The sequence below is a fragment of the Devosia litorisediminis genome (genome assembly GCF_018334155.1).
Lineage (GTDB): Bacteria > Pseudomonadota > Alphaproteobacteria > Rhizobiales > Devosiaceae > Devosia > Devosia litorisediminis.
Genome location: NZ_JAGXTP010000001.1, coordinates 516,763 through 537,883, shown reverse-complemented (window position 1 = coordinate 537,883; position 21,121 = coordinate 516,763). Strand labels below are relative to the sequence as shown.

At 61.9% G+C, this 21,121-nt stretch carries 23 protein-coding genes; 8 read left to right on the top strand and 15 right to left on the bottom strand.

The annotated features are described in order from the left end of the window. Positions 1–5 precede the first annotated feature (5 nt). The 4 genes from otnK to KD146_RS02550 all read right to left on the bottom strand — a co-directional run bounded on the left by otnK (position 6) and on the right by KD146_RS02550 (position 3,543). Complete coding sequence (gene otnK / locus KD146_RS02565) at positions 6–1,280, bottom strand: 3-oxo-tetronate kinase (RefSeq protein ID WP_212657184.1); 1,275 nt, start codon at positions 1,278–1,280, stop codon at positions 6–8. Further along, the gene (locus KD146_RS02560) at positions 1,277–1,585 is read right to left on the bottom strand and encodes a putative quinol monooxygenase (protein WP_212657183.1); all 309 of its coding nucleotides are present in this window, start codon (positions 1,583–1,585) and stop codon (positions 1,277–1,279) included. Before KD146_RS02560 ends, otnK begins: the two co-directional genes overlap by 4 nt. A 15-nt stretch (positions 1,586–1,600) precedes the next feature. Then, entirely contained in the window at positions 1,601–2,635 is a 1,035-nt protein-coding gene (locus KD146_RS02555) for a cellulase family glycosylhydrolase (protein WP_212657182.1), read from the bottom strand. Between the two features lie 140 nt (positions 2,636–2,775). Continuing rightward, a complete protein-coding gene (locus KD146_RS02550) occupies positions 2,776–3,543 on the bottom strand; it encodes a helix-turn-helix domain-containing protein (RefSeq protein WP_249327560.1) in 768 nt (255 codons plus the stop codon). Positions 3,544–3,632: 89 nt separating this feature from the next. Between KD146_RS02550 and KD146_RS02545 the strand changes: the two genes are divergently transcribed. Next, a complete protein-coding gene (locus KD146_RS02545) occupies positions 3,633–4,169 on the top strand; it encodes a peroxiredoxin-like family protein (RefSeq protein ID WP_212657181.1) in 537 nt (178 codons plus the stop codon). A gap of 51 nt (positions 4,170–4,220) precedes the next feature. Here KD146_RS02545 and KD146_RS02540 read toward each other — a convergent pair whose 3' ends face one another. Continuing rightward, positions 4,221–4,898 carry a type 1 glutamine amidotransferase domain-containing protein gene (locus KD146_RS02540; RefSeq protein ID WP_212657180.1) on the bottom strand — a complete coding sequence of 226 codons (678 nt, stop codon included), beginning with the start codon at positions 4,896–4,898 and terminating at the stop codon, positions 4,221–4,223. A 235-nt stretch (positions 4,899–5,133) separates the two neighbouring features. Here KD146_RS02540 and KD146_RS02535 point away from each other — a divergent pair, with 235 nt between their 5' ends. After that, positions 5,134–6,489 (top strand): putative bifunctional diguanylate cyclase/phosphodiesterase, encoded by a 1,356-nt coding sequence (locus tag KD146_RS02535; protein ID WP_212657179.1) that lies wholly within the window; start codon positions 5,134–5,136, stop codon positions 6,487–6,489. 39 nt (positions 6,490–6,528) lie between these two features. Here KD146_RS02535 and KD146_RS02530 read toward each other — a convergent pair whose 3' ends face one another. Next, complete coding sequence (locus KD146_RS02530) at positions 6,529–7,260, bottom strand: SDR family oxidoreductase (protein ID WP_212657178.1); 732 nt, start codon at positions 7,258–7,260, stop codon at positions 6,529–6,531. 71 nt (positions 7,261–7,331) lie between these two features. Between KD146_RS02530 and KD146_RS02525 the strand changes: the two genes are divergently transcribed. Next, a complete protein-coding gene (locus KD146_RS02525) occupies positions 7,332–7,982 on the top strand; it encodes a TetR/AcrR family transcriptional regulator (protein WP_212657177.1) in 651 nt (216 codons plus the stop codon). A 40-nt stretch (positions 7,983–8,022) separates the two neighbouring features. Here the strand turns inward: KD146_RS02525 and KD146_RS02520 are convergent, their stop codons facing one another. The 3 genes from KD146_RS02520 to KD146_RS02510 form a co-directional block, all read right to left on the bottom strand. Continuing rightward, positions 8,023–8,673 carry a pyridoxamine 5'-phosphate oxidase family protein gene (locus KD146_RS02520; RefSeq protein WP_212657176.1) on the bottom strand — a complete coding sequence of 217 codons (651 nt, stop codon included), beginning with the start codon at positions 8,671–8,673 and terminating at the stop codon, positions 8,023–8,025. A 185-nt stretch (positions 8,674–8,858) separates the two neighbouring features. Further along, positions 8,859–9,869, bottom strand: coding sequence for a YHYH protein (locus KD146_RS02515; protein WP_212657175.1), 1,011 nt, complete (start codon positions 9,867–9,869; stop codon positions 8,859–8,861). A 76-nt stretch (positions 9,870–9,945) separates the two neighbouring features. After that, positions 9,946–11,118, bottom strand: a complete 1,173-nt coding sequence (locus tag KD146_RS02510) for a YHYH protein (protein ID WP_212657174.1) — start codon at positions 11,116–11,118, stop codon at positions 9,946–9,948. 142 nt (positions 11,119–11,260) lie between these two features. On the opposite strand from KD146_RS02510, the gene KD146_RS02505 reads away from it, so the two are divergent. Then, positions 11,261–11,725, top strand: coding sequence for a MarR family winged helix-turn-helix transcriptional regulator (locus KD146_RS02505; protein WP_212657173.1), 465 nt, complete (start codon positions 11,261–11,263; stop codon positions 11,723–11,725). Between the two features lie 190 nt (positions 11,726–11,915). On the opposite strand, the gene KD146_RS02500 is transcribed toward KD146_RS02505, so the two are convergent. After that, positions 11,916–13,247, bottom strand: coding sequence for an aminotransferase-like domain-containing protein (locus tag KD146_RS02500; RefSeq protein WP_212657172.1), 1,332 nt, complete (start codon positions 13,245–13,247; stop codon positions 11,916–11,918). 149 nt (positions 13,248–13,396) lie between these two features. Then, positions 13,397–13,804 (bottom strand): rhodanese-like domain-containing protein, encoded by a 408-nt coding sequence (locus KD146_RS02495; protein ID WP_212657171.1) that lies wholly within the window; start codon positions 13,802–13,804, stop codon positions 13,397–13,399. A 200-nt stretch (positions 13,805–14,004) separates the two neighbouring features. Between KD146_RS02495 and KD146_RS02490 the strand changes: the two genes are divergently transcribed. From KD146_RS02490 to KD146_RS02480, 3 genes are read left to right on the top strand one after another with little or no spacing between them, the layout of a single operon-like run. Beyond that, the gene (locus KD146_RS02490) at positions 14,005–15,207 is read left to right on the top strand and encodes an aminotransferase-like domain-containing protein (protein ID WP_212657170.1); all 1,203 of its coding nucleotides are present in this window, start codon (positions 14,005–14,007) and stop codon (positions 15,205–15,207) included. A 53-nt stretch (positions 15,208–15,260) separates the two neighbouring features. Next, positions 15,261–15,737, top strand: a complete 477-nt coding sequence (locus tag KD146_RS02485; protein WP_212657169.1) for a DMT family transporter — start codon at positions 15,261–15,263, stop codon at positions 15,735–15,737. Further along, positions 15,734–16,153, top strand: a complete 420-nt coding sequence (locus KD146_RS02480; RefSeq protein WP_212657168.1) for a DMT family transporter — start codon at positions 15,734–15,736, stop codon at positions 16,151–16,153. The genes KD146_RS02485 and KD146_RS02480 overlap by 4 nt, the downstream gene beginning before the upstream one ends. 64 nt (positions 16,154–16,217) lie before the next feature. On the opposite strand, the gene KD146_RS02475 is transcribed toward KD146_RS02480, so the two are convergent. Then, positions 16,218–17,657 (bottom strand): aldehyde dehydrogenase family protein, encoded by a 1,440-nt coding sequence (locus tag KD146_RS02475; RefSeq protein WP_212657167.1) that lies wholly within the window; start codon positions 17,655–17,657, stop codon positions 16,218–16,220. A 23-nt stretch (positions 17,658–17,680) separates the two neighbouring features. After that, positions 17,681–18,823, bottom strand: coding sequence for a fumarylacetoacetate hydrolase family protein (locus tag KD146_RS02470; RefSeq protein ID WP_212657166.1), 1,143 nt, complete (start codon positions 18,821–18,823; stop codon positions 17,681–17,683). A 213-nt stretch (positions 18,824–19,036) separates the two neighbouring features. Between KD146_RS02470 and KD146_RS02465 the strand changes: the two genes are divergently transcribed. Then, a complete protein-coding gene (locus KD146_RS02465; protein ID WP_212657165.1) occupies positions 19,037–19,777 on the top strand; it encodes an SIMPL domain-containing protein in 741 nt (246 codons plus the stop codon). A gap of 57 nt (positions 19,778–19,834) precedes the next feature. On the opposite strand, the gene KD146_RS02460 is transcribed toward KD146_RS02465, so the two are convergent. Continuing rightward, a complete protein-coding gene (locus KD146_RS02460; protein ID WP_212657164.1) occupies positions 19,835–20,659 on the bottom strand; it encodes a sulfite exporter TauE/SafE family protein in 825 nt (274 codons plus the stop codon). Further along, on the bottom strand, positions 20,659–21,081 hold the full coding sequence (locus KD146_RS02455) for a secondary thiamine-phosphate synthase enzyme YjbQ (RefSeq protein ID WP_212657163.1): 423 nt from the start codon (positions 21,079–21,081) through the stop codon (positions 20,659–20,661). Before KD146_RS02455 ends, KD146_RS02460 begins: the two co-directional genes overlap by 1 nt. Positions 21,082–21,121 lie beyond the last annotated feature (40 nt).

The following is a 21,121-nucleotide window of genomic DNA, read 5'->3' as shown; positions in this document are numbered from 1 at the left end:
GGATCCTATTCTGGGTGCGCCATCAGATCGAGCGCTCGTGCGAAGAAATCGGCGGTGCCAAAATTGCCCGACTTGAGCGCCAGAGCAAGCGGCGTTTCACCCTGCGCCACCAGTACCGGTACGCCGGGCGCTATTTCGGGTCCAATCTCGACATCGGTGAGCACCAGACTGGACGCAACCGCCCCCGAGGTCTCACCACCCGCGACCACCAGCCGCCGCACGCCATTGGCCACCACAAGCCGCGCCGTATCGGCAAAGAAACGATCCAGCCGCTCGGCCAGCACTGCGCCGCCAAACTGTGTCTGCACCTGCTTGAGCAGATCGGGCGCTACTGAAGAATAGATGATCGGGGTCCGATCGCCCTGGGCCTTCACAAAGGCCAACGCATCTTCGGGCGTGATCCGCCCGCCCATCAGCGCGGCGGCCTCAACAAGCAATGCAGGATGGTCTGCGCTGAATTGCGCGACCTGTTCTCGTGTTGCGCGCGAGCAGCTGCCCGCCAGGACCACGGCAGGACCTTGGATGCCCACGCCCAGCGTGCCGCTCGGCTTGCCGCCACCGGCCCTGATATGCGCCCGCGCCAGACCCGCCGCGATTGCCGAACCGCCTGTGACCAGGGGCGCGTCAGCCACCGCCTGCGCCAGCACCTCCAGATCGCCATCATCAATGGCATCGGCGATGACCAGCACCTGCCCTTCCGCTGCGGCCTGACCCAGGGCCGCCGCAACTGCCGCCGCCCCCGCAACGATCTTGGAACGATCAATCAACCCCACCGGGCTTTGCGTCTGCTGCGCCAGCCAGCGCGGCAGATACGCATCGGTCATCGGGTTCAACGGATGGTTCTCAAGACCCGATTCATGCAGCAATTTTCCCTGCACGAACAGATGGCCCTGATAGACCGTGCGCCCGGTTTGCGGAAACGCCGGACAGGCCACAACACCCTTGACCTGCAGCGCTGCCGCCAGTGCCTCCCCCACCGGGCCGATATTGCCTGCCGGTGTGGAGTCAAAAGTCGAACAGTATTTGTAGATGATCTGGCTTGCGCCCTGCGCCTGCAGCCACTTCAGTGCAGACAGCGCCTGCGCGACCGCCTCTTGAGCCGGCAAGGAGCGGAACTTCAGCGAGACGACGCCAACATCGACGGCATCATCGGCAGGTTGCTGGGGCAGCGCGAAATATTGCGCCACCCGCAATGCCCGTCCATCCCCGCTGGTCCGGGCAATGACATTGGCAATGTCGCTGGCGCCGGTAAAATCGTCGGCAATGACCCCCAGCCTCATGCGCCTGCCGCCGATGTATCCGGCAACAGGTAGCTGCGCACGCTCTTGTGGGTCACCATGGCGGCACTATTCTGGTCAAAACTCTGGAAATGCGGGCTTTCCAGATGTGTCTGGAAAGCGGCGGCGCTGTCATAGACTTCGTAGAGCAGCACGCTATTGGCGTCCTGCACGGACACACAGACATCAAACTGCCGACAGCCGGGCTCATGGGCGAGCGAGGCTGCGGCATTGGCCAGCATCAGGGGCATGAAATCCCCCCGATGCTGGGGCGCAAGTGTCAGATCAACGACAACGACATAGGCCATGACAGATGCTTCAGCCTACTTGCCGGTGACCTGCTTGAGCAGGTTGAAGAACCCCTTCTTGCGGTCGGTCGAGATCGACCAGTCCACGGGCAGCGACTGATAGCCATATTCGTAGTTTTCGCGGCTCATGCGGTAGTCGAAATAGCCCCAGCCAGCATGCATCTCGATGGCTGCCAGCATGTTGTTGTCGCTCTTGTCGAAATCGAAATGGTCGTCTTCGTTGAACACCAGCGGCTGGCCGCGATAGGCCGGGTTCGCCCGGTAGCGCGACACCAGCAGGCGCACGCTGTCAGGGTGGTGCGTGGCATTGCCATGCAGCAACAGGAAGTCGGCGCAGGCCATGTGCGCATCAGTCGGCTGGTTGGGGAATGCCAGGCTGGTGCTGACCAGCAGGCGCTTGGCCGGCGTGTCAAACCGCCCTTCGGAATGCGACTGCGCCAGCTTGATCAGCTCATCGCCACGCGCCGCCTCAATGATCTCATGGGCGAACTTGAGGTCGACCTCATTGCCGATTTCCATGATCACATTGCGCGCGCCGCGCTCGGCCAGCCAGTCGACCGTATTGGTGACCGCTGCCTTGACCGCGTCCTCGTCTTTGAAGACGCGCGTCTGCTTCCAGTAGAACAGACCCAGCACCACAACCATGCCCAGTTCGTCACAGGCGGTGATGATCTGGTCCAGACGCTCCAGCCAGGCTGGCTTGATCGAACCATCGGCGTTGAACGCCGTGATTTCCCAGGGCTGCACCCAGCTATAACCCTGCGGGCTGCCGCCCTGCATGTTGATGCATACCGCATCGAGCCCGTGCCGATTGTATTCGGGCAGCTGGGCGATGAACTCGCTGACATTGCGCTCGGCCGAAAACGGACCATCGAGATAGGCCCACACGCCGCGCGTGCTGGGGTTCTCATCGTCCGACATGGCATTGGCCATGCGCGAATTGAACAACAGGCCCTCAATGCTGTGGCCCCTATAGCTCTGCCCCTGATGCAGCACCTTGCCATTGACCAAAAAGCTCTCGCCCTCGATCGATACAACTGTCTTCGTCATTCCCATTGCAATCACGCCCTCAAGGTCATCGACTTCATTAATGCATGCATTAAAGTGCACATAGAAACATGTCAATGTCGGATCGTGCCAGACAGCGCGCTACACACGGTTTTGTCAAAACCGCGCCGCGTTGGTCCCGGCTAAGGCCGCGCCGGCCCCTCGGCCATCTGCTTGCGCAGGGCCACCGGCTTGATCCTGTATTGCTGGTAAAACGCCCGGCTCATGGCTTCCGACGAGCCATAGCCATAGCGCAACGCCGTACTCGATACCCGGTCACCGCGCTCAATGTCCTGCTTGGCCAGCACCAGACGCCATTTGCGCAGATAGCTCAGCGGGCTCTGCCCGACGGCGGCCTTGAACAATTGCGCAAACCGGCTGACTGATAGCCCGGCAATCTCGGCCAGATCATCTACGCTCCACACCCGCTCGGGCCGCTCATGCATGGCCACGATAGCGCGGCTCAGCCGCTTGTCGGCCAGCCCGCCCAGCAATCCAACACGCAGGCTGCCCGCTTCCAGTTGGCGGCGCAGCAGGCGCACCACCAGCACCTCGCCCAGACGATTGATCACCGATTTGGAGCCGCAGCGCGCCCCCTTGTGCTCGTCCACCAGCAACCGGGTCAGCAGCTTGATTTCATCGTCGTCGCACAGTGCGTGTTCCAATGTCTCGGGCAAGGCGGTCAGCAGGGGATTATCGGTACCGCCCCAATCCACCCGGGCGCTCAGCAATACGCTCTGACCACCAGTATCGAACCCGGCCACGCTACCGCTCGCCCGCAGGATCAGTCGCATTGCGCAGCCCGATTGGGCATCTGCCAGCACCAGCAGATTGCCTTGGGCAATCTCGGTTGCCGTGACACTCAGTTCAAACCGCGCCATCAGGGCGGATAGACGATCCAGAGGCTGCATTCGGCGTTTCGATCTGTTTTTTCGGATTTTTCATATCATAACATCGGCTATCACCATGGCAAGCTATAACCCCTTCAAGGAGACTGCCCATGCTGATGCCCCGCCAGAAAACCCCTGACCTCTCCGTCCAGACCTTGGGCAACGGGGTTTTCAACCTCTCCGAGGCGCAGGGCGAACGCGGTACGGTCGTCTGCTTTTATCGCGGCCTGCACTGCCCCATCTGCGCCAACTACCTCAAGGATCTGGAATCCCGCATCGACGACTTCGCCGAGCGCGGCGTTTCGGTTATCGCCCTGAGCACCGATACCGAGGAACGCGCCCGCGCAATGGCCGACAAGATCGGCGCCAGCAAGCTGCAGATCGGCTACGGACTGTCATTGGAAAAGGCCCGCGAATGGGGCCTCTATATCTCGACCTCGCGCGGCAAGACCTCGATCGACATCGAAGAACCAGCCCTGTTTTCCGAACCCGGCCTGTTCCTGGTTTCGCCCGGCCAGACGCTGTATTATGGCTCGGTCCAGACCATGCCCTTCGTGCGCCCGCACTTCGCCGAGTTGGTCTCCGCACTCGATTTCGCCATCAAGACCGACTACCCGGCGCGCGGCGAGTATCAGGGCGCGCTCTAACAGCGTCTCATTAACAACGGGGAGGCCGTCATCCGGCCTCCCCGATTGCGTCTAGCCCAGCAGGCCCAGCAGCTTGCGTGCGGCTTCTTCTGATGAAGCCGGGTTCTGCCCGGTCACCAGCTTGCCGTCGGTCACCACGAACGAGGCCCAGTCAGCGCCCTTCTGGTACTCACCGCCATTGGCCTTGAGCATGTCTTCGACCAGAAATGGCACCACCTTGGTCAGGCCGGCCGCTTCTTCTTCCGTATTGGTGAAACCGGTCACCGTCTTGCCCGATACCAGAGGCTTTCCGTCCTGGCCTTGGGTATGCCGGAACACGGCGGGGGCATGGCACACAGCCCCCACGGGGCGGTCACTGCCGGCAAAGGCTTCAATCAGCGCCTTGCTATGGGCATTCTCGGCCAGATCCCACAGCGGACCATGGCCGCCCGGGTAAAAGATCGCGTCAAAACCATCGGCCGAAACATCCGCCAGCGTGGTGGTGTGGGCCAGATCCTGCTGCGCCGCAGTATCCCCCTTGAAGCGCTTGGTTGCTTCGGTCTGGGCGTCTTCCGCATCGCTGGATGGATCAATCGGCGGCTGCCCGCCCTTGGGCGACGCCAGCGTAACCTCGGCGCCCGCATCCTTGAACACGTAATAGGGCGCTGCAAATTCTTCGAGCCAGAAGCCGGTCTTCTTTCCCGTGTCGCCCAGCTGGTCGTGCGACGTCAGAACCATGAGAATTTTCATCGGCTTGTTACCTCTTGTCATCAGGGGAGTTCAGTCGCTTGGCGCAACGACGCGGGGCCGAATGCTGCAACCGTGAGCACACCAACGAACCGGGCCAATGCTCGTTCCATATCCGGCGTCGATTGATGCGCATACCAGGCAGAACCTCCCCGCCACAGCGCAGGCCGGCACACGTGTTCTTAACAACGCCGCCGCTATCGTGCACCATGGCGTCACCTGATGCCGCGCTCGGAGCATGTATGGCAAGATCAGCGCTAGGCCCCTCTTCGGCAGCCAGCAGCCACTATTCAACCCGAATGGTCGTTGCCTATCGCTATGGCTCGCTGGCCATGCGGCCATTGGTCTGGGCTGGGCCGTAGTCTTTGCGGTCATCGGCTGGTGGGGCGTGGTGGCGCTGGACATCGCCATCATTGCCACCGGGCTGGCCATCTATGGCTTGATCCGGCGTGGCCATCTCACCTTCGGCCTTCTGGCCGCTCAGGCCGCCCTGATGCTCATCGCCATCATCATGGGCCTGGTGCTCAATGTTCCCACTGCCGACGCTCCCCGCGTCAGCCATCTCTATCTGCTGTTGATCGCCGCTCTGGGCTATCTCAATTACCAGCGCGAGAATTCGCGCATCCAGCTCGCCCTGATCGGCCTGTGCCTTTTGGCCTTTGTCGTTCTCGCCAGCGCACCGCTGGCCTCCCCCTATGTCCTCACCATGCCCGACACGCTGCGCGTGGGCGGCACCTGGGCCAATGCAATCTTCGCCACCACGCTGCTGGCAGCCAGCGTCCATGCCATGCAGGCCGAGTTTGTCCGCAAGGACAGGTTCAGCCGCGATCTGATGGCCGCGCTGTGGAATGACGAGTTCCAGCTGGTTTTCCAGCCACAGGTCGATCTGGCCCGCGCCACCATTGGCGCCGAGGCGCTATTGCGCTGGAACAGCCCGCAACGCGGCACGGTATCGCCGATCGAGTTCATCCCGCAGGCCGAAAAGCTTGGCCTGATGATCGCCATTGGCGGCTGGGTGCTCGAAAAAGGCTGCTACACCCTGGCGCAATGGGGCAAAATTCCCCAGTTCCGGCACCTCACCCTGTCGGTCAATGTCAGCGCCAGCCAGCTCATGCATGCCGATTTCGAGAATTTTGTGCGCGACACGCTGGTCAAGACCCGCGCCAACCCGCGTCAGCTGATCCTTGAACTGACCGAGAGCATTCTGGTCACCGATATGGAGCTGGTGATCGCCCGCCTCCACCGCCTGCGCGCGCTGGGCATCACCATCTCGCTCGATGATTTCGGCACCGGCTTTTCGTCCCTGTCCTATCTGCGCCGGCTGCCCATCCAGCAAATCAAGATTGACCGCGGCTTTGTCCAGGATGCCGCCAGCACCAGCCAGAGCACCTCGCTGGTCAAGAACGTCATCCGCATCGGCCACGATCTCGATCACGACGTGCTGGCCGAAGGCGTCGAAACAATGGAACAGCATACCCTGCTCGCTCAGGCCGGCTGCACCCAGTTCCAGGGCTATCTTTACGGTCGACCCATGGCCCTGGCTGATTTCGAGCACCGCGTCGAAAACGAGCCAAGGCCCGCCGCGCAAGCCTGAACGGGCAGCCACCACCCGCCCATCTGGATCAGCCCGCTCCTACCAGGGTGTTTCCCCGTCTGGCGCCACAAAGCGCCCGGAGACCGCATCTGCACCCAACAAGGCATATTGCACCGGCAGCCTGGCGCCCTCTTCAGCGCTCATATATCCGGCATGCCCCGTCAGGTCGGTTTTGACATAGCCCGGCGCCACCGCATTGACCGCGATCCCGCTTCCCGCCAGCTCTGCGGCCAGTTGCACGCTCAGCATGTTCAGCGCCGCTTTCGAAGCGTTGTAGCCAATCAGCCGGGCCTCATAATAAGGCGAGCTGGGGTCGCCATTGATCGTCAGCGAACCCAATGTCGTGGACAGGTTGACGATCCGGGCGGCCGGCGCCCTGCGCAAGAGCGGCAGCATGGCCTGGGTCACGCTCAGCGCGCCGATGAAATTGGTCTCCATCAGCCGTCTCACCGCATCGATATCCGACACGCTGGGCGGGCCGTCTGCCGCGTCGACGATCCCGGCATTGTTGATCAGGATGTCCAGCCGGCCGTGCCGGACCTCGATCTCGGCGGCAGCGGCCCCAATGCTGGCGGCGTCCGTCACATCGATCTGGATGAACGCGACCTGCTCATCCGCGCTCGACAGCGCTGTAGCCGCCGTCTCGCCACGTTCACCATTGCGGGCGCCTACGATAATGGTGACACCCGCCGCCTTGAGCTGGCGGGCAATTTCAAACCCGATCCCCTTATTGGCGCCGGTCACAAGCGCAATGCGTTGCGTGTTGGTCATGCGTAATCTTTCACATTGTTCTGCTGATGCAGCCGATTATATGAAGGATCATTCATCTTGAGGATTCGCATATGGCCACCACCACTCCGGGCCATCTGGCTGCCCGCAAAAAGCCGCTTCAGGCGCGCTCGATGGTCACGCTCGACGCCATTTTCGAAGCCACTATTCAGGTTTTGCTGGCCCAGGGTCTCAACCGCCTGACCACCACCCGCGTCGCCGACCGTGCAGGTGTATCTGTGGGCACCATGTATCAGTACTTCCCCCACAAGCAGGCGCTGCTCTACGCCCTCAACGAGCGCTATCTCGACATGGTCGCTGACAGGATCGAGACAACCTGCAGCCGGCACGCAGGCGTCCCCATCGCTGAAATGGTCGATGCTCTGGTGAACACTTACTGGGCCGCCAAGACCGAGCGCAGCGACGTCACCCGCGCCCTTTATCGCGCCGCGGTTGAACTCGACAATGACGCCCTGATCGCCGCTTTCGCGCAGCGCGTCGATACCGCCACCATCGCCATGTTCTGCACGGCCCCCGATGTCCGCTTCGCCGATCTGTCGTTGGTCAACACCACGCTTTTGGCGGTGATTTTCGGCACCGTCCGCAACGTCTTCGAACGTCGCCTCCCGGCAGGCCTTGAAAATGATGTCCGCGATCAACTGGCCCAGATGTGCCGCAGTTACCTCAACCAGGCCGCATTGACTGATGCAGATGCCCCATCATGACCAGCTGCCAACCGGACGGGCGGCAGCACAGCCCCGCCAGTCAATACAGGGTGCGCTTGTAGTCCTCCTCTAGGTCATCATCGAGCTTGCGCTGCTCGGTTGCGTCGCTGGGCGCGCCGCTGGACTGGTCTAGGATCATTTTGATCAGCGACGGCATGTCCGAGCGGTTCTGGAAGTGCTCCGGGTTCCACAATTGCGCGCGCCGAAAGGCTTTGGCGCAATGCAGAAAGACCTCATCCACCTTGACCATGATCGCCAGTTTGGGCGGGCGGCCATTGACGGTCATGCCCTCCAGGACGTCGGGATCGGTCACCAGAACGCCGTGCCCGTTCACGCGCAAGGTATCGTCGAATCCCGGGATGATGAACAACAGGCCGACGCGCGGATTCTCGAGTATATTGACCAGGCTATCGAGCCGGTTATTGCCGGGCCGGTCTGGTATCGCGAGCGTGTGTTTATCGAGGATTTTGACAAAGCCAACCGGATCCCCGCGCGGGCTGACATCGGCCTGTCCCACCAGGTTCTGGGTGCCTATGCAAATGAACGGCGAACGCCGAATAAACGCTTGGGCGTGCGCGTCGAGCGCGCCCTGTTGCTTCTGAACAGCCAGCTCATGCGTCTCGGAAAACAGCTTCCGAAGCGACTGCTCGTCTGCAATGACGCTCTCAGGCTTGATCTCGAACGACGTCATCTTGATACCTCCCCCACCCCTCACGCCCTTCTGAGCCCGCCTGGGATTCTGGGGACACAACAAAAATGAGGTACGTACATCATACCTCAGACGGGAGATCGTATCAACCAATCCTGACGCGCAGAAACCGGCGCGGATTCCAGGGCTCCCTCAACCGCCAGCCCTCATCCGGGTAAGATCAACGACTACGGTCGCCCGGGTCGCGCCGACGCATCGCACGCCGCATCAGCGTCCTCACTAACGCAACCGGCTTCTGCCATCAGGCAGGCCAGAATAGCGTTCGAGCCTGCTTCGCCTGCATGATAGTGGTAAGACGCATTGTCAGCCTGATGACCGTTGCACGCGTCCAGATCGGCCGGATCGCTGCCATCACCCATCAGATGCGAAAATATCTGGTAGCCATCCATGGCCAGCCCGATCTGCATGCCGTGCTCCGCGGCGGCGTCGGCAGACACCGGCCCCGTGGTTGCCGGTGACGCATCCAGACAAGTCGTGACGGCATGATAGTGGTAGCCGACATGCAAATTGACATGGCCCCCACAATCGTCGAATGGCGCGATGGTGTGCGCATCCAGGATCGCGTCGACAGGCGCAGGCCCATCCAGACGAATGCCGTTATAGGCGATGCCGGAGCCTGACATGCCGGTCTGCGACGCCCGTGCCGCTGGCTGCGGATCGAGCGGAATGACATAGGTCACGCTCGCATCATCAGGCATGTATTCGGGCAGGCACTGCACGCAGTAATTATTATAGGCCGCATCGACATCGGGACGCGCAGCGGCCTCACACGATGCCAGTGTGCCGGTAAAATTGATGTCACCCGTCTGCGCATCGAACAACTGCCAGTCGGTATCGCCATAGAATTCGGCCAGATTGGCAATAAAGGCACCGTCGACGTCGTGCACTTCGCCATCTTCCAGCCAGATGCCGCCATGTGACGCGTCCTGGGAGATGTTGCTCGGGCACCACGGGCCGGGCGTGTAGGTCTGCGGATCGGTCGTCACGGTGAGCTGAAAGCAGGTGGTTTTGGTTCCGCCTGACAAGGTGCAGTCCACAACTGACGGCCCCGAGACGATATCGGCACCAGCAAAGAACTGGGCGATCTCCTCGAGACGATCAGCCTGGCTCTGAGTCTGGGCAAGGCCCGGCGCTGTCGCGGCGATCCAGCCAGCAATGGCGACAATGGCGATCTTCATATCCTGTGTCCTAACGTTCTGCTGATCGATGCTTTGTTCGACACCCCCACAACCGCATACACGGCTCAGCGGCCATCTACTGCATAGGCGGCGCTGGCAGGGCGGCACTCAGCTCGCCTTCGGTAATACCAAGAGTTGCTGCAGCTGCGGCCAGATCAGGGCGACCGCCCTGGGCGTCTCCCAGGGCATCCATCAGCGCCTCGGTGGTGATCCCCAGCGTTGCAGCTGCCGCGTCAAGGCCGGCAGGCGCCCCGCCCTGGCCACCATCGGTTGGACGTGGCGGCTCGTTGCGACCGCCCTCACCAGCCTGGGTCGCGCCGACCCCGGCACTTGCCGTAGTCGAGAAATTGTCCTGCGCCTGAACGCCAACCAGACAGGCCGGCAGGTTCGGAAATTCCTTGGAAGAATGGTAGTGATAGGTCTCGCCCAGCGCCGTCACCCCGACATGGCCATTGCAGTCATCGAGCGCTACCGGGGAAGATCCATCGGCCTCGGCGCTGCCATACATCGGGAAGCCATCAAAGGCATATCCGAACAGGGCGGCGCTGTCCTGTTCCAGGCCGCACTGGGCCGCCACGTCTTCGGCTTCAAAGACCGTGTCGATATCGGTCGAGGTGGCGTGCCAGTGATACCAGCCGCCGGGATCGATATGGCCGCCACAGGTGTCAAGCGCGGGCATATGGCCAGTCTGCTGGATGCTGGGTGCATCCGAGAAGATCGGCACGCCATCAAGCGCGACGCCGACCTTGCCAACCACGCCCAGAGCAGTTGGGGTTTCTGCCATGACCGGATCGACCGGAAGGCGCATGGTGATGGTGACAGTCTCGTCGGCCGAGACATTGATGCAGGCATGATCGACACTTGGTTGCTCGGTCGCGATATCCACCACATGGACGGTGCCGTCATCGTCAAAGAAGCGATAGCCCAGATCATCGAGCATATGCAGGAAAGCGGCGTCAACGCTGTACAGCCCGCCATTCTCGCCGGTCCATTCCCAGATGCCCCCGACGTCGTCCAGGGTCACAGGACAAAATGGTCCAATTTCGAGACCCTCAGGCAAATAGCGCACCGTGAACTCGTGACAACTCGCGGCAGCGCCACTGTCCAGCATGCACTCCACGGTGACCGGCTGCTCGACGAATATGGCGGCGTCGAAGCTGGCCATGTCGCTGTGCGCGGCGGCAATACCGGGCGTCGTGAACGCGCCAGCAAGCAGTAGAGTACGGATCGCTTGGTTGGTTTTTTGCATGATGTTCCAAATTCGCAGAGCAGTGGCCAGGAAGCTCACGAAAGTAAGCCGTCTCCTGTATATTGAAGGCCGGACACCGCGCGCCGATTGCACCCCGCGCCCCTCTTGCCGTTACGTGACAGTTAGCATACTAACTATACCCATGCAATCAGACAGCCTTCGCCTGCACTATCTGCTGCATTCCGCAGACCTCATCGAGGACCGCCTCCATCATCAGCTTGCTCCGCTTGGCATCAAGCCGCGACAGGCACGCATCCTCGATGCTCTCGCCAGAATGAGCCGCGCGTCGCAGGTCGAACTTGCCCGGGCCTTCGATGTCTCCCCGGCCAGCATGAGCACCATGACGGCACGGCTGGTGGCGGCCGGTTTCATCACGCGCGAAGTCGATCGCCACGACATTCGCAGCAACACGCTCAGACTGTCGAAAAAGGGCAGTGACCTGCTCGATCAGATTCGCGCGGCCTGGCGCGCCATTGACGATGTCATTGAGAACGCAATCGGTCCGGAAAAGGCACGCGAGCTTGCCGAAATCACTCTGGAATTGCGCGACGCTCTGGGCGGAAAAACGCCGGGAAGTGCGTCTGAACAACCGCCGGACGACGTTTAGGCACTCCGCTGCTCATTATCCGCACCTGACGGGCGCCGGTCCCTTCCAATGGACACCCACCCAAGAGCGGTTTTATGCCGCGTCGATTATCAGCGAAACAAAGCCAATGCTGTGCGCCGAATTGCGGTGGTCGCTGAAGCCAGCCACGCCGTGAACACTAGGTTGCAGCGCGGCTCCAGCCGCCGCACCCTTAAACCACCACATCCTCGTCACTGCCCAGTATACCGGCAATGATCTTGAGAGCCCGGGTCAGTGTGGCGCGGGCAGCGGGGGCCATGATGCAGAGCCGCACCCCGCTCACCGGCGCCTCGCCGACCTGGGTGGCCGAAGGCGGGGTGATGCGCACCCCGGCTTCGCTGGCGCGGCGGGCGAACTGCTCGGCCTTGAGAGGGTCCATGGCCAGCCACACATGCGGTGCGCCATCGGGCATCGGCACAGCACCCAGTCCCAGCAAATCCTGGGTCAGCGCCACGCGCGCGCGGGCCTCTTCGCGCAGGGCCGATGCGGCGTCGCCCGCCAGTCCCGTCTCGATCATCGCGGCGGCCAGTTCGCCAATATAGGGCGGTAACCCCCAGCATTCGGCCCGCAACCGCTTGCGCACGGCCGCCATCAGTTCGGGCGGCGGCGCGATCACCCCTTCGCGTACCAGCGGCGTCACGCTCTTGGACAGGCTGGTGACATAAAACACCCGCTCGGGCGCCAGCTCGCGATAGGTCAGTCGCCCCTTGGCCGCATAGACTCCGTAAATATCATCCTCGATGATCATCGCGTCATAGCGCCGGGCGATTGTCGCCAGTTCGCGCCGCCGCGCTGGCCCCGTTTCAAACCCCAGAGGGTTCTGGCACACCGGCGTTGTATAGATGATCCGCGCACCGCTGGTTTCCAGCGCCTGTGCCAGTGCGGTGGGCAACATGCCTTCATCATCAATGGCCACCGGCGCCATGCTCATCCCCAGATTGGCCGCCGCCGCCAGGGCGCCGGGGAATGTTGCCGTTTCTGTCAGGATGATGTTGGAGCGCGGCTGCAGCACGGCAAAGGCCAGATGTAGCCCCTGCTGGGCCCCGTTGCACAACAGGATATCATCGGCCTTCAGCGCGGTCCGGCTCTGGCTCAGCCAGTCAGCGATCACGGCGCGCTGCCGCTCGGTCCCACTGGGGTCGACATAGCCGCCATGAGCCAACCCCAGCGCCTGTCGATTGGCCATCAGGCTCGCTTCGTTCAACCGCGCCAGCGGCACCACGGGCGGCGGTGCGTTGACCGTCAGGTCCACCACACCACCATCATCGCTATCGCCCTGCTCGAGCACGAACGTGCCGCGCCCGATCTCGCCGCGTACCACGCCGCGGGCACTCAACGTATCAATCGCCCGCGTCACGCTGCCAATCGATACCGAAAACTGCTGTGCCAATTGCCGGTGGGTTGGCAGGCGTGACCCTGTCTGGAACTGCCCGGTCGCTATCGCCGCCTCGACGGCATTGGCCAGCCGCTCATGCAGCGGCAGGTTACTATCATCAAGCTGCATTGTATTGCTGTTTTCTGATATTGCATCACTCATTATGCTGATACTATCATACCCGCCACTGCCATTGTCCATGCGCCCCAAACCGCAGCACAATCGGCCCCGGGACGAGGCTCAGTGTGCACAGTCTGTCAACCAGTTGACCCGACCTGTCATACCGCCTCGACGGCACTCTCAAAGGCAAAACCCTCATCGGCCCAGCCTGTCAGTCCGCCAATCATCAGCTTGACCGGAAGTCCCAGCCGCGCCAGCTTTAACGCTGCCTGGTCAGCACCATTGCAGTGCGGCCCCGCGCAATACACCACAAACAGCGTGTCTGCAGGCCATTGCGCCATCCGTTCAGCACTGATCTGGCGATGCGGCAGATGCAGGGCACCCGGCACATGCCGGCGGGCAAAGGTTGCATCCGAGCCCACCACATGGAGCAGCACAAAATCCACATCGCCAGCCGCCAGGCACGCCTGCACATCAGCGCAGTCGGTCTCTAGCGCCAGCCGCTGGCCAAAATGCGCCACGGCAACTGCAGGCGCCGCCACTGCATATTCCGATACAAAACTCATCGCCGTCTCCCAATCCCCGCCCACACAGGCAGTGTTACAATGTTGAAAACCCCGCCCCGACATCGAAACCGCCAGCACAGCGGCGGATACAGCACCGTATCCGAGGGTGATTCCTACGGCCTCCTCGCAACAAGGTCAATACAGTTGACATAACAATAATGAAGTGATTGTATCAGTCATATCACTGACGGATGGTACAAATGACCCAGCCCGCTTTTCGCCTCGCCACACGCGCCCAGACCCTCAAGGCTTCCGAAATCCGCGAGCTGCTCAAGCTGGTCGGCAAGCCGTCGATGATTTCCTTTGCGGGCGGCATTCCGGACCCGGCGCTATTCAATCTCGCCGCTTTTCAGGCCGCCTGCCACGAAGCATTTGGCGGCCCCCAGGTGGCGCGCGAAGCGCTGCAATACTCCACCACCGAAGGCTACGCGCCGCTGCGCCAGTGGCTGGCCAGCCATATGCAGTCCCAGGGCGTACCGGCCACGGCAGACAACATCCTGATCACCACTGGCTCCCAGCAGGCGCTTGATCTGATTGGCAAATTACTGATCGATCCCGGCAGCGCCGTAGTCACCGCCCGCCCCACCTATCTGGGCGCCGTGCAGGCCTTTTCCGCCTACCAGCCCCGCTTTGCCGCACTCGACACCCCCCATCCGCTGGGCGACGACGCCCCGCGCCTGCTCTATCTGGTGCCCGATTTCGCCAATCCGACAGGCCTCACCATGAGCCGCAATGCCCGCCAGCAAGCGCTCGAACAGGCCAGCGCACTCAATGCCATCGTCGTCGAAGACGCCGCCTACTCGGCCCTGCGCTACGATGGCGAGGCCCTGCCCGCCATTGCCGCACTCGATGCCGCCAATGGCTCTATCGAGGCTACCCGCACGCTCTATTGCGGTACCTTTTCCAAGACACTGTCACCCGGCCTGCGCATTGGTTGGGTCTGCGGCCCCACAGCCCTGATCCGCAAACTTGCCATGCTCAAGCAGAGCGCGGATCTGCACACCTCAACCGTCAACCAGATGGTCATGCACCATGTCGCCACCAGCAGCTATGACGCGCAGGTAACCGCCATTCGCAGCGTCTATCGCGCACGGCGCGATGCCATGCTGGCCGCGCTGGAGCGCTATGCTCCCACCGCCGTGCGCTGGAAAAAGCCTGATGGCGGCATGTTCATCTGGCTCGAATTGCCCGAGCACATCGACGCCAGTGCCCTGCTCTCGCAGGCTATTCGCGAAGACATCGCCTTTGTGCCCGGCGGCGCCTTCTTCCCCGACGGCACGGGTCGAAACACCCTGCGGCTAAGCTTTTCGCTGGCCGACGAGGCCCAGATCGAGCTGGGCATTTTCAAGCTTTGCCAACTGCTCGGTCGTCAGGCCATGGCGCGGGCTGTCAACGTGCATTGAACCGGATCAGGCATGCTAGTTTTGGCCACGCCTCACCACGATTCGGACCTTGCATGACTACCACCACCCAGCGGCTCAATCCGCTTCATGTGCTGGCCGCCTTCCTCTCCGGCGGCCTGCTCACCTTGATGGTCCTGTTCAACGGCCAGCTGGCCCATTATGGCAACCCGCTATTTTCCTCCTGGGCCGCCCATGGCACCGGCACCGTGGCCGCCATCATCATGCTTGCCGTACTCTATCGCCGCCCCCGCGCACCAACCACGGCCGGCAAGGCGCCGCTCTGGGCCTATCTGGGCGGCATTTCCGGAGCGCTCACCGTCATCCTCACCTCCACCACCGTCAACTCTGCCCTGGCCCTGTCCGGCACCTTGGCGCTGGGTCTGGCCGGTCAGGTGGTATTCAGCTTGGCCGCCGATCGCTGGGGGCTGTTCGGCATGCCCCGCCGCCGCCCCACGGCCCGTGATATGGCGGCGCTGGCTTTGATTGTCGCCGGTAGCGCCCTGATCATCCTGTTCGGGAGGGGCGCATGATTCTGCCCATCTTCTTTGCCCTGACCGCCGGGGCACTGGTCAGCCTCAGCCGCCAGATCAACGGTCGACTTGCCCTGTCGACCGCCCCGCTTATTGCCTCGTTCTGGAACCATCTGGTGGGCTTTGTCGCCCTCAGCGTGCTGGGGCTCATCATTGGCGGGCTGGTCCCGCCCGGCGCCGCTGACGCGCCCTGGCATGCCTATGTGGGCGGCCCCATCGGCGTTGTCTTCGTGGCTGCCGGCAGCTGGCTGATCGCCCGCATCGGCGCAGCCAACACGGCCCTGTTGGTCATTAGCGGCCAGATGGTTTCCGGCGTCGCGCTCGATCTGCTGCGCAATGTCCCCACCACGCTCTGGGCCAGCAGCCTGGGTGTGGTGCTCATTCTGGCTGGCATGGCACTGACCCAGCGTCGATAGCCTAGCAAAAAGCCCCCACAGCGTGATGCTGCGAGGGCTGGTCGTTCTAAAACCGCAATGGCGATTAGCCGGCGGCGATATAGGCCGTCTTGACCACGGTGAAGAACTCGGCCGCGTACTTGCCCTGCTCGCGTGGGCCATAGCTAGAGCCCTTGCGACCACCAAATGGCACGTGGAAGTCCACGCCAGCGGTGGGCACATTGACCATCACCATGCCGGCTTCGGAATTGCGCTTGAAGTCGGTGGCGTATTTCAGCGAGGTGGTCACGATACCGGCCGACAGACCGAACTCGGTGTCATTGGCCATGGCCAGCGCTTCATCATAGTCCTTGGCGCGAATGACCGAGGCCACCGGCCCGAAGATCTCTTCGCGGCTGATGCGCATGTCGTTGGTGGCGTCGGTGAACAGCGCTGGCTGCAGGAAGTAGCCTTCCGTTGCCGCATTGACCCGATTGCCGCCCACGCGCAGCGTCGCGCCTTCGGACTGACCGATTTCGATGTAGTCCATGTCCTGCTTGAGCTGGCCCGGATCGACCACAGGGCCGATTTCGGTGTCCTTGGCCAGGGCATCGCCGACACGCAGGTTCTTGGTGCGCTCGCACAGGGCATCGACAAATGCGTCGTGGATGCCTTCGGTCACGATCACGCGCGATGACGCGGTGCAACGCTGACCAGTTGAGAAGAAGGCCGACTGCGCCACGGTTTCGACGGCCACCTTGAGGTCGGCGTCGTCGAGCACGATGGTCGGGTTCTTGCCGCCCATTTCGAGCTGGAACTTGCGGCCAACCTCGATCGAGGCTGCTGCAACGCGCTTGCCGGTACCAACCGAGCCGGTGAAAGTGATCGCGGTCACGTCCTTGCTGTCGAGCATGGTCTGGCCAACGACCGAACCCTTGCCCATCACAAGGTTGAGCACGCCATCAGGCAGGCCAGCGCGCTTGAGAATGTCGACAATCGCCCAGGTCGAGCCCGGCACCAGATCGGCAGGCTTGATCACCACGGTATTGCCGTAGGCAAGCGCTGGCGCCATTTTCCAGGTCGGAATGGCAATCGGGAAGTTCCAAGGGGTGATGATGCCGATCACGCCGATTGGCTCGCGGGTGATTTCCACACCAACGCCGGGACGCACGCTTGGCAGCACTTCGCCAGCAAGGCGCAGCACTTCACCAGCAAAGAAATCAAAGATCTGCGCTGCGCGCGTCACTTCGCCGATGGCTTCAGGCAAGGTCTTGCCTTCTTCGCGGCTGAGCAACTCGCCCAGCTCGGCCTTGCGCTCCAGGATTTCCTGGCTGGCTTTGCTCAGGATGGCGTGACGCTGCAGAATGCCCGAGCGCGACCATGCAGGGAAAGCCGCCTTGGCTGCAGCGATGGCCTGCTTGGTGTCTTCGGCGGTCGCGCGGGCATAGACGCCCACCACTTCCTTGATATTGGAGGGGTTGATGTTCTCGGCGCCATCCGCGCCAACCCATTCCCCGTTGATGAGGTTCTTGTGCAATTCAGCCATTATTGATGCCTTTCGGGTGGGGTCTAAAGGAGGTCTGCCTTGGCCAGGTCGCGCAGCAGATGGCTGCTGCCATAGGTCCAGGGCGGACATTTGGTTGACAGGTTCACCCTGTTAGACAGGGTTCCCAGGCTTTCTGTCGAGATCGAAACGACATCGCCGAGCTTGTGGGTGAACCCCTTGCCGGCGCCGTCGCGATCCTTCACTGGCGCGAACATGGTGCCCAGATACAGCACCAGCCCGTCCGGATATTGATGGTGCGTCCCCAGCGTCGCTGCAACCAGCGACTCCGGCGTCCGCGAAATCTGGTTCATCGAGGAGTGTCCTTCAAGCACGAAGCCATCCTCGCCTTCAACCCGCAGTGCTATTTCGCTGTTCTTGATGGTCTCGAGCGTGAACGTCCCGTCGAACAGGCGGACGAACGGCCCCAGCGACGCCGAAGCATTATTGTCCTTGGCCTTGCCCAGCAACAGCGCCGAGCGGCCTTCCACGTCGCGCAGATTGACGTCATTGCCCAGTGTCGCGCCGATGATGGCACCGGTGCTGGTCACCAGCAGCGCCACTTCTGGCTCGGGATTGTTCCAGCTCGAAGCAGGGTGAAGCCCCACTTCAGCGCCATATCCCACCGAACTCATCGGCTGACCCTTGGTGAAGATTTCCGCATCCGGGCCGATACCAACTTCCAGATACTGGCTCCACACGCCCTTTTCGATCAGCGCCGCCTTCACCTTCATCGCCGCTTCCGAACCGGGAACCAGTTCGCTGAGGTCCATGCCGATCAGATCGAGGATTTCGGTGCGCAGCGCATCGGCACGGGAGTTATCCCCGCGGGCCTGTTCTTCGATTACTCTTTCCAGCAGCGACACCACAAAGGTAACGCCCGAGGCCTTGATGGCCTGCAGATCAATCGGAGACAGCAGACTAGGAAATTTCGCATCGGTGGCAGCAGCCACACTATTGGCCAGCACGGCCTTGGCCTTGCCCAGCGACACGCCCGGCGCCGTGCGCACATGGTCTGCAGCGCGGCCGCTTTCGGCGATATCGCGTACCGTAGCCATCCCGGGTGCGGTGATGTCGAACAATTCCTCGCCACGCACTGTGACAATCCGCGGATGGGCATGTCCGGGCACATGAGCGCGCCCCACCAGAATGCCGTTCGGATAGTCCATGTTGCTCACCTTGCTGCCCCCTAAAATGTTAGGGCCGTGACTACTCCACCCGAGCCGGGCCGCGCAAGCGCTACCTTAGTAATAAGTCATACTTTTGGCGATGCCAGTTGTGAACACTCGTCCACAGAAGTGTTCAACTCCGGTTCATCCGTGCCGCAATACTGACGCAATGGCTGGGGAGTAGTCCCCCCGATCAGCTCATGGAGTTTTCATATGCGTCACCTTGCTGCCCTCGTTCCCTTCGCCCTGCTCGCCGGTCTGGCTCTGCCAGCCTATGCTGGCACGATCTCGATTGATGGCCGTGGCGAAGTCGCCGCAGCACCCGACATGGCGATGATCAGCTCCGGTGTCACCACGCAGGGCGCCACCGCGCGTGAGGCGCTCGACGCCAATACCGCTGCCATGACCGACCTGATTGCCACCCTCAAGGAATTCGGCATCGAAGCCCGCGACATCCAGACCTCGGGCTTTTCGGTCAACCCAAACTACGTCTATTCCGACGCCCGCGATGCCAATGGCTATTCGCTGCCCCCCAAGATCAATGGCTATCAGGTCAGCAATTCGGTGACGGTAGCGGTCCGTGATCTCGAAACGCTGGGCGAAATTCTCGACAAGTCCGTGACAGTGGGCGCCAACACAATCAATGGCGTCACCTTCTCGGTGGCCGATCCGGCTGATCTCTACAACGAAGCACGCAAGGCAGCCTTTGCCGATGCCCGCGCCAAGGCTGAACTCTATGCCGGTGCCGCTGGTGGCGCGCTTGAAGAGATTATCTCGATTTCCGAGACCAAGGGGTTCAATGAGCCCCAGCCCTACCCCATGTATGCCCGATCCGAGATGGCCGACGCCGCCAAAGTGCCAGTCGAAGGCGGCGAATTGAGCTTTGCCATCAATGTCAGCGTCCAGTGGGAACTCGCTGCACCAGCAAATAAACGTTCCAATACCCCTCTTTGAGGGGGCTTGGGCGGTGGGGACGGACCATCGTAGTCACCCGTCCCCACCAACCTTCTTCTAGCCGGCCAGCACCTTCCACAGCATGTTCAGGCCGACCAGCACCAGAAATCCGGCAAAGACATATTTCAGCGTCTGCTGATTGAGCTTGTGCGCCAATGCCGCGCCCATCGGCGCGAACACGGCCGCCAGCGCCGCCACCAGCAGCATCGCCACCAGGTTGATATAGCCCAGGCTCAGCGGTGGCAGCCCTTCGGCGCCCCAGCCTGAAATCGCAAAGCCCAGCGTGCCCGAAACCGCGATTGCCACGCCAATGGCCGCCGAGGTGCCCACCGCTGCATGCATGGTCGCGCCAAAGGCCACCAGTGTCGGCACGCTCAGCGAACCGCCACCGATTCCCATCAGCGCCGAAATGAACCCCACCACCGAGGCCGAGATGCGATGCGTCAGCGCCGAGCCCTTCAGATGTCCCATAAGCCTGGTTTGGAACGCAAAGATGATGTTGGCGGCAATCAGGAAGGCCATGAAGGCGAACACGATACGCAGCACATTGCCCGAAAAATAGCCCGCCACCAGCCCGCCAATGAACGTGCCGGCTACAATGAACGGCACCCATAGCTTGAGCGTGGCGATATCGAGTGCCCCACGCTTGTAGTGCGAGCGGGCACTGACAATGCCGGTCGGAATAATGATGGCCAGCGACGTTCCCACAGCCACATGCTGCACCACGTCGCCGTCATAGCCCATCAGCGACAGGGCCGTGGACAGTGCAGGCACGATGATCGCGCCGCCCCCAATGCCCAGCAATCCCGCGGCGATGCCCGAGCATACCCCGGTGATCATCAGACCGACCACGAACGGCCAGTATTGGGCCACCAAATCCATTACCTGTCTCCAATCATGTGCAGCACCACCTCGCGCCGATGCGACCGACGACGATGCTCGAATAAATAAATTCCCTGCCAGGTGCCGAACACAGGCACCCCATTGCTGATAGGCACACCGATCGAGGTCTGCGTCAGCGCCGCCTTGATATGGGCCGGCATGTCGTCAGGCCCTTCAGTGGTGTGCACCAGCCAGTCCATGCCCTCGGGCGCCAGCCGCGCAAAGAAGCCATCCAGATCGGTTTTGACGTCGTCGTCAGCATTCTCCTGGATCAGCAGCGAGCACGACGTATGCCGCACAAACACCGTCAGCAGTCCCGTCGCCACGTCGTTCTTGTGTACGAATTGCGCGACCGATTGCGTGAATTCATAGAGACCCGAGCCCTGTGTCGGAATGATCAGCGTATCAATGGCTTGTTGCATGCCCCCGCCCTAGCACGAAAATCGCCATGCCCAGTAGCAC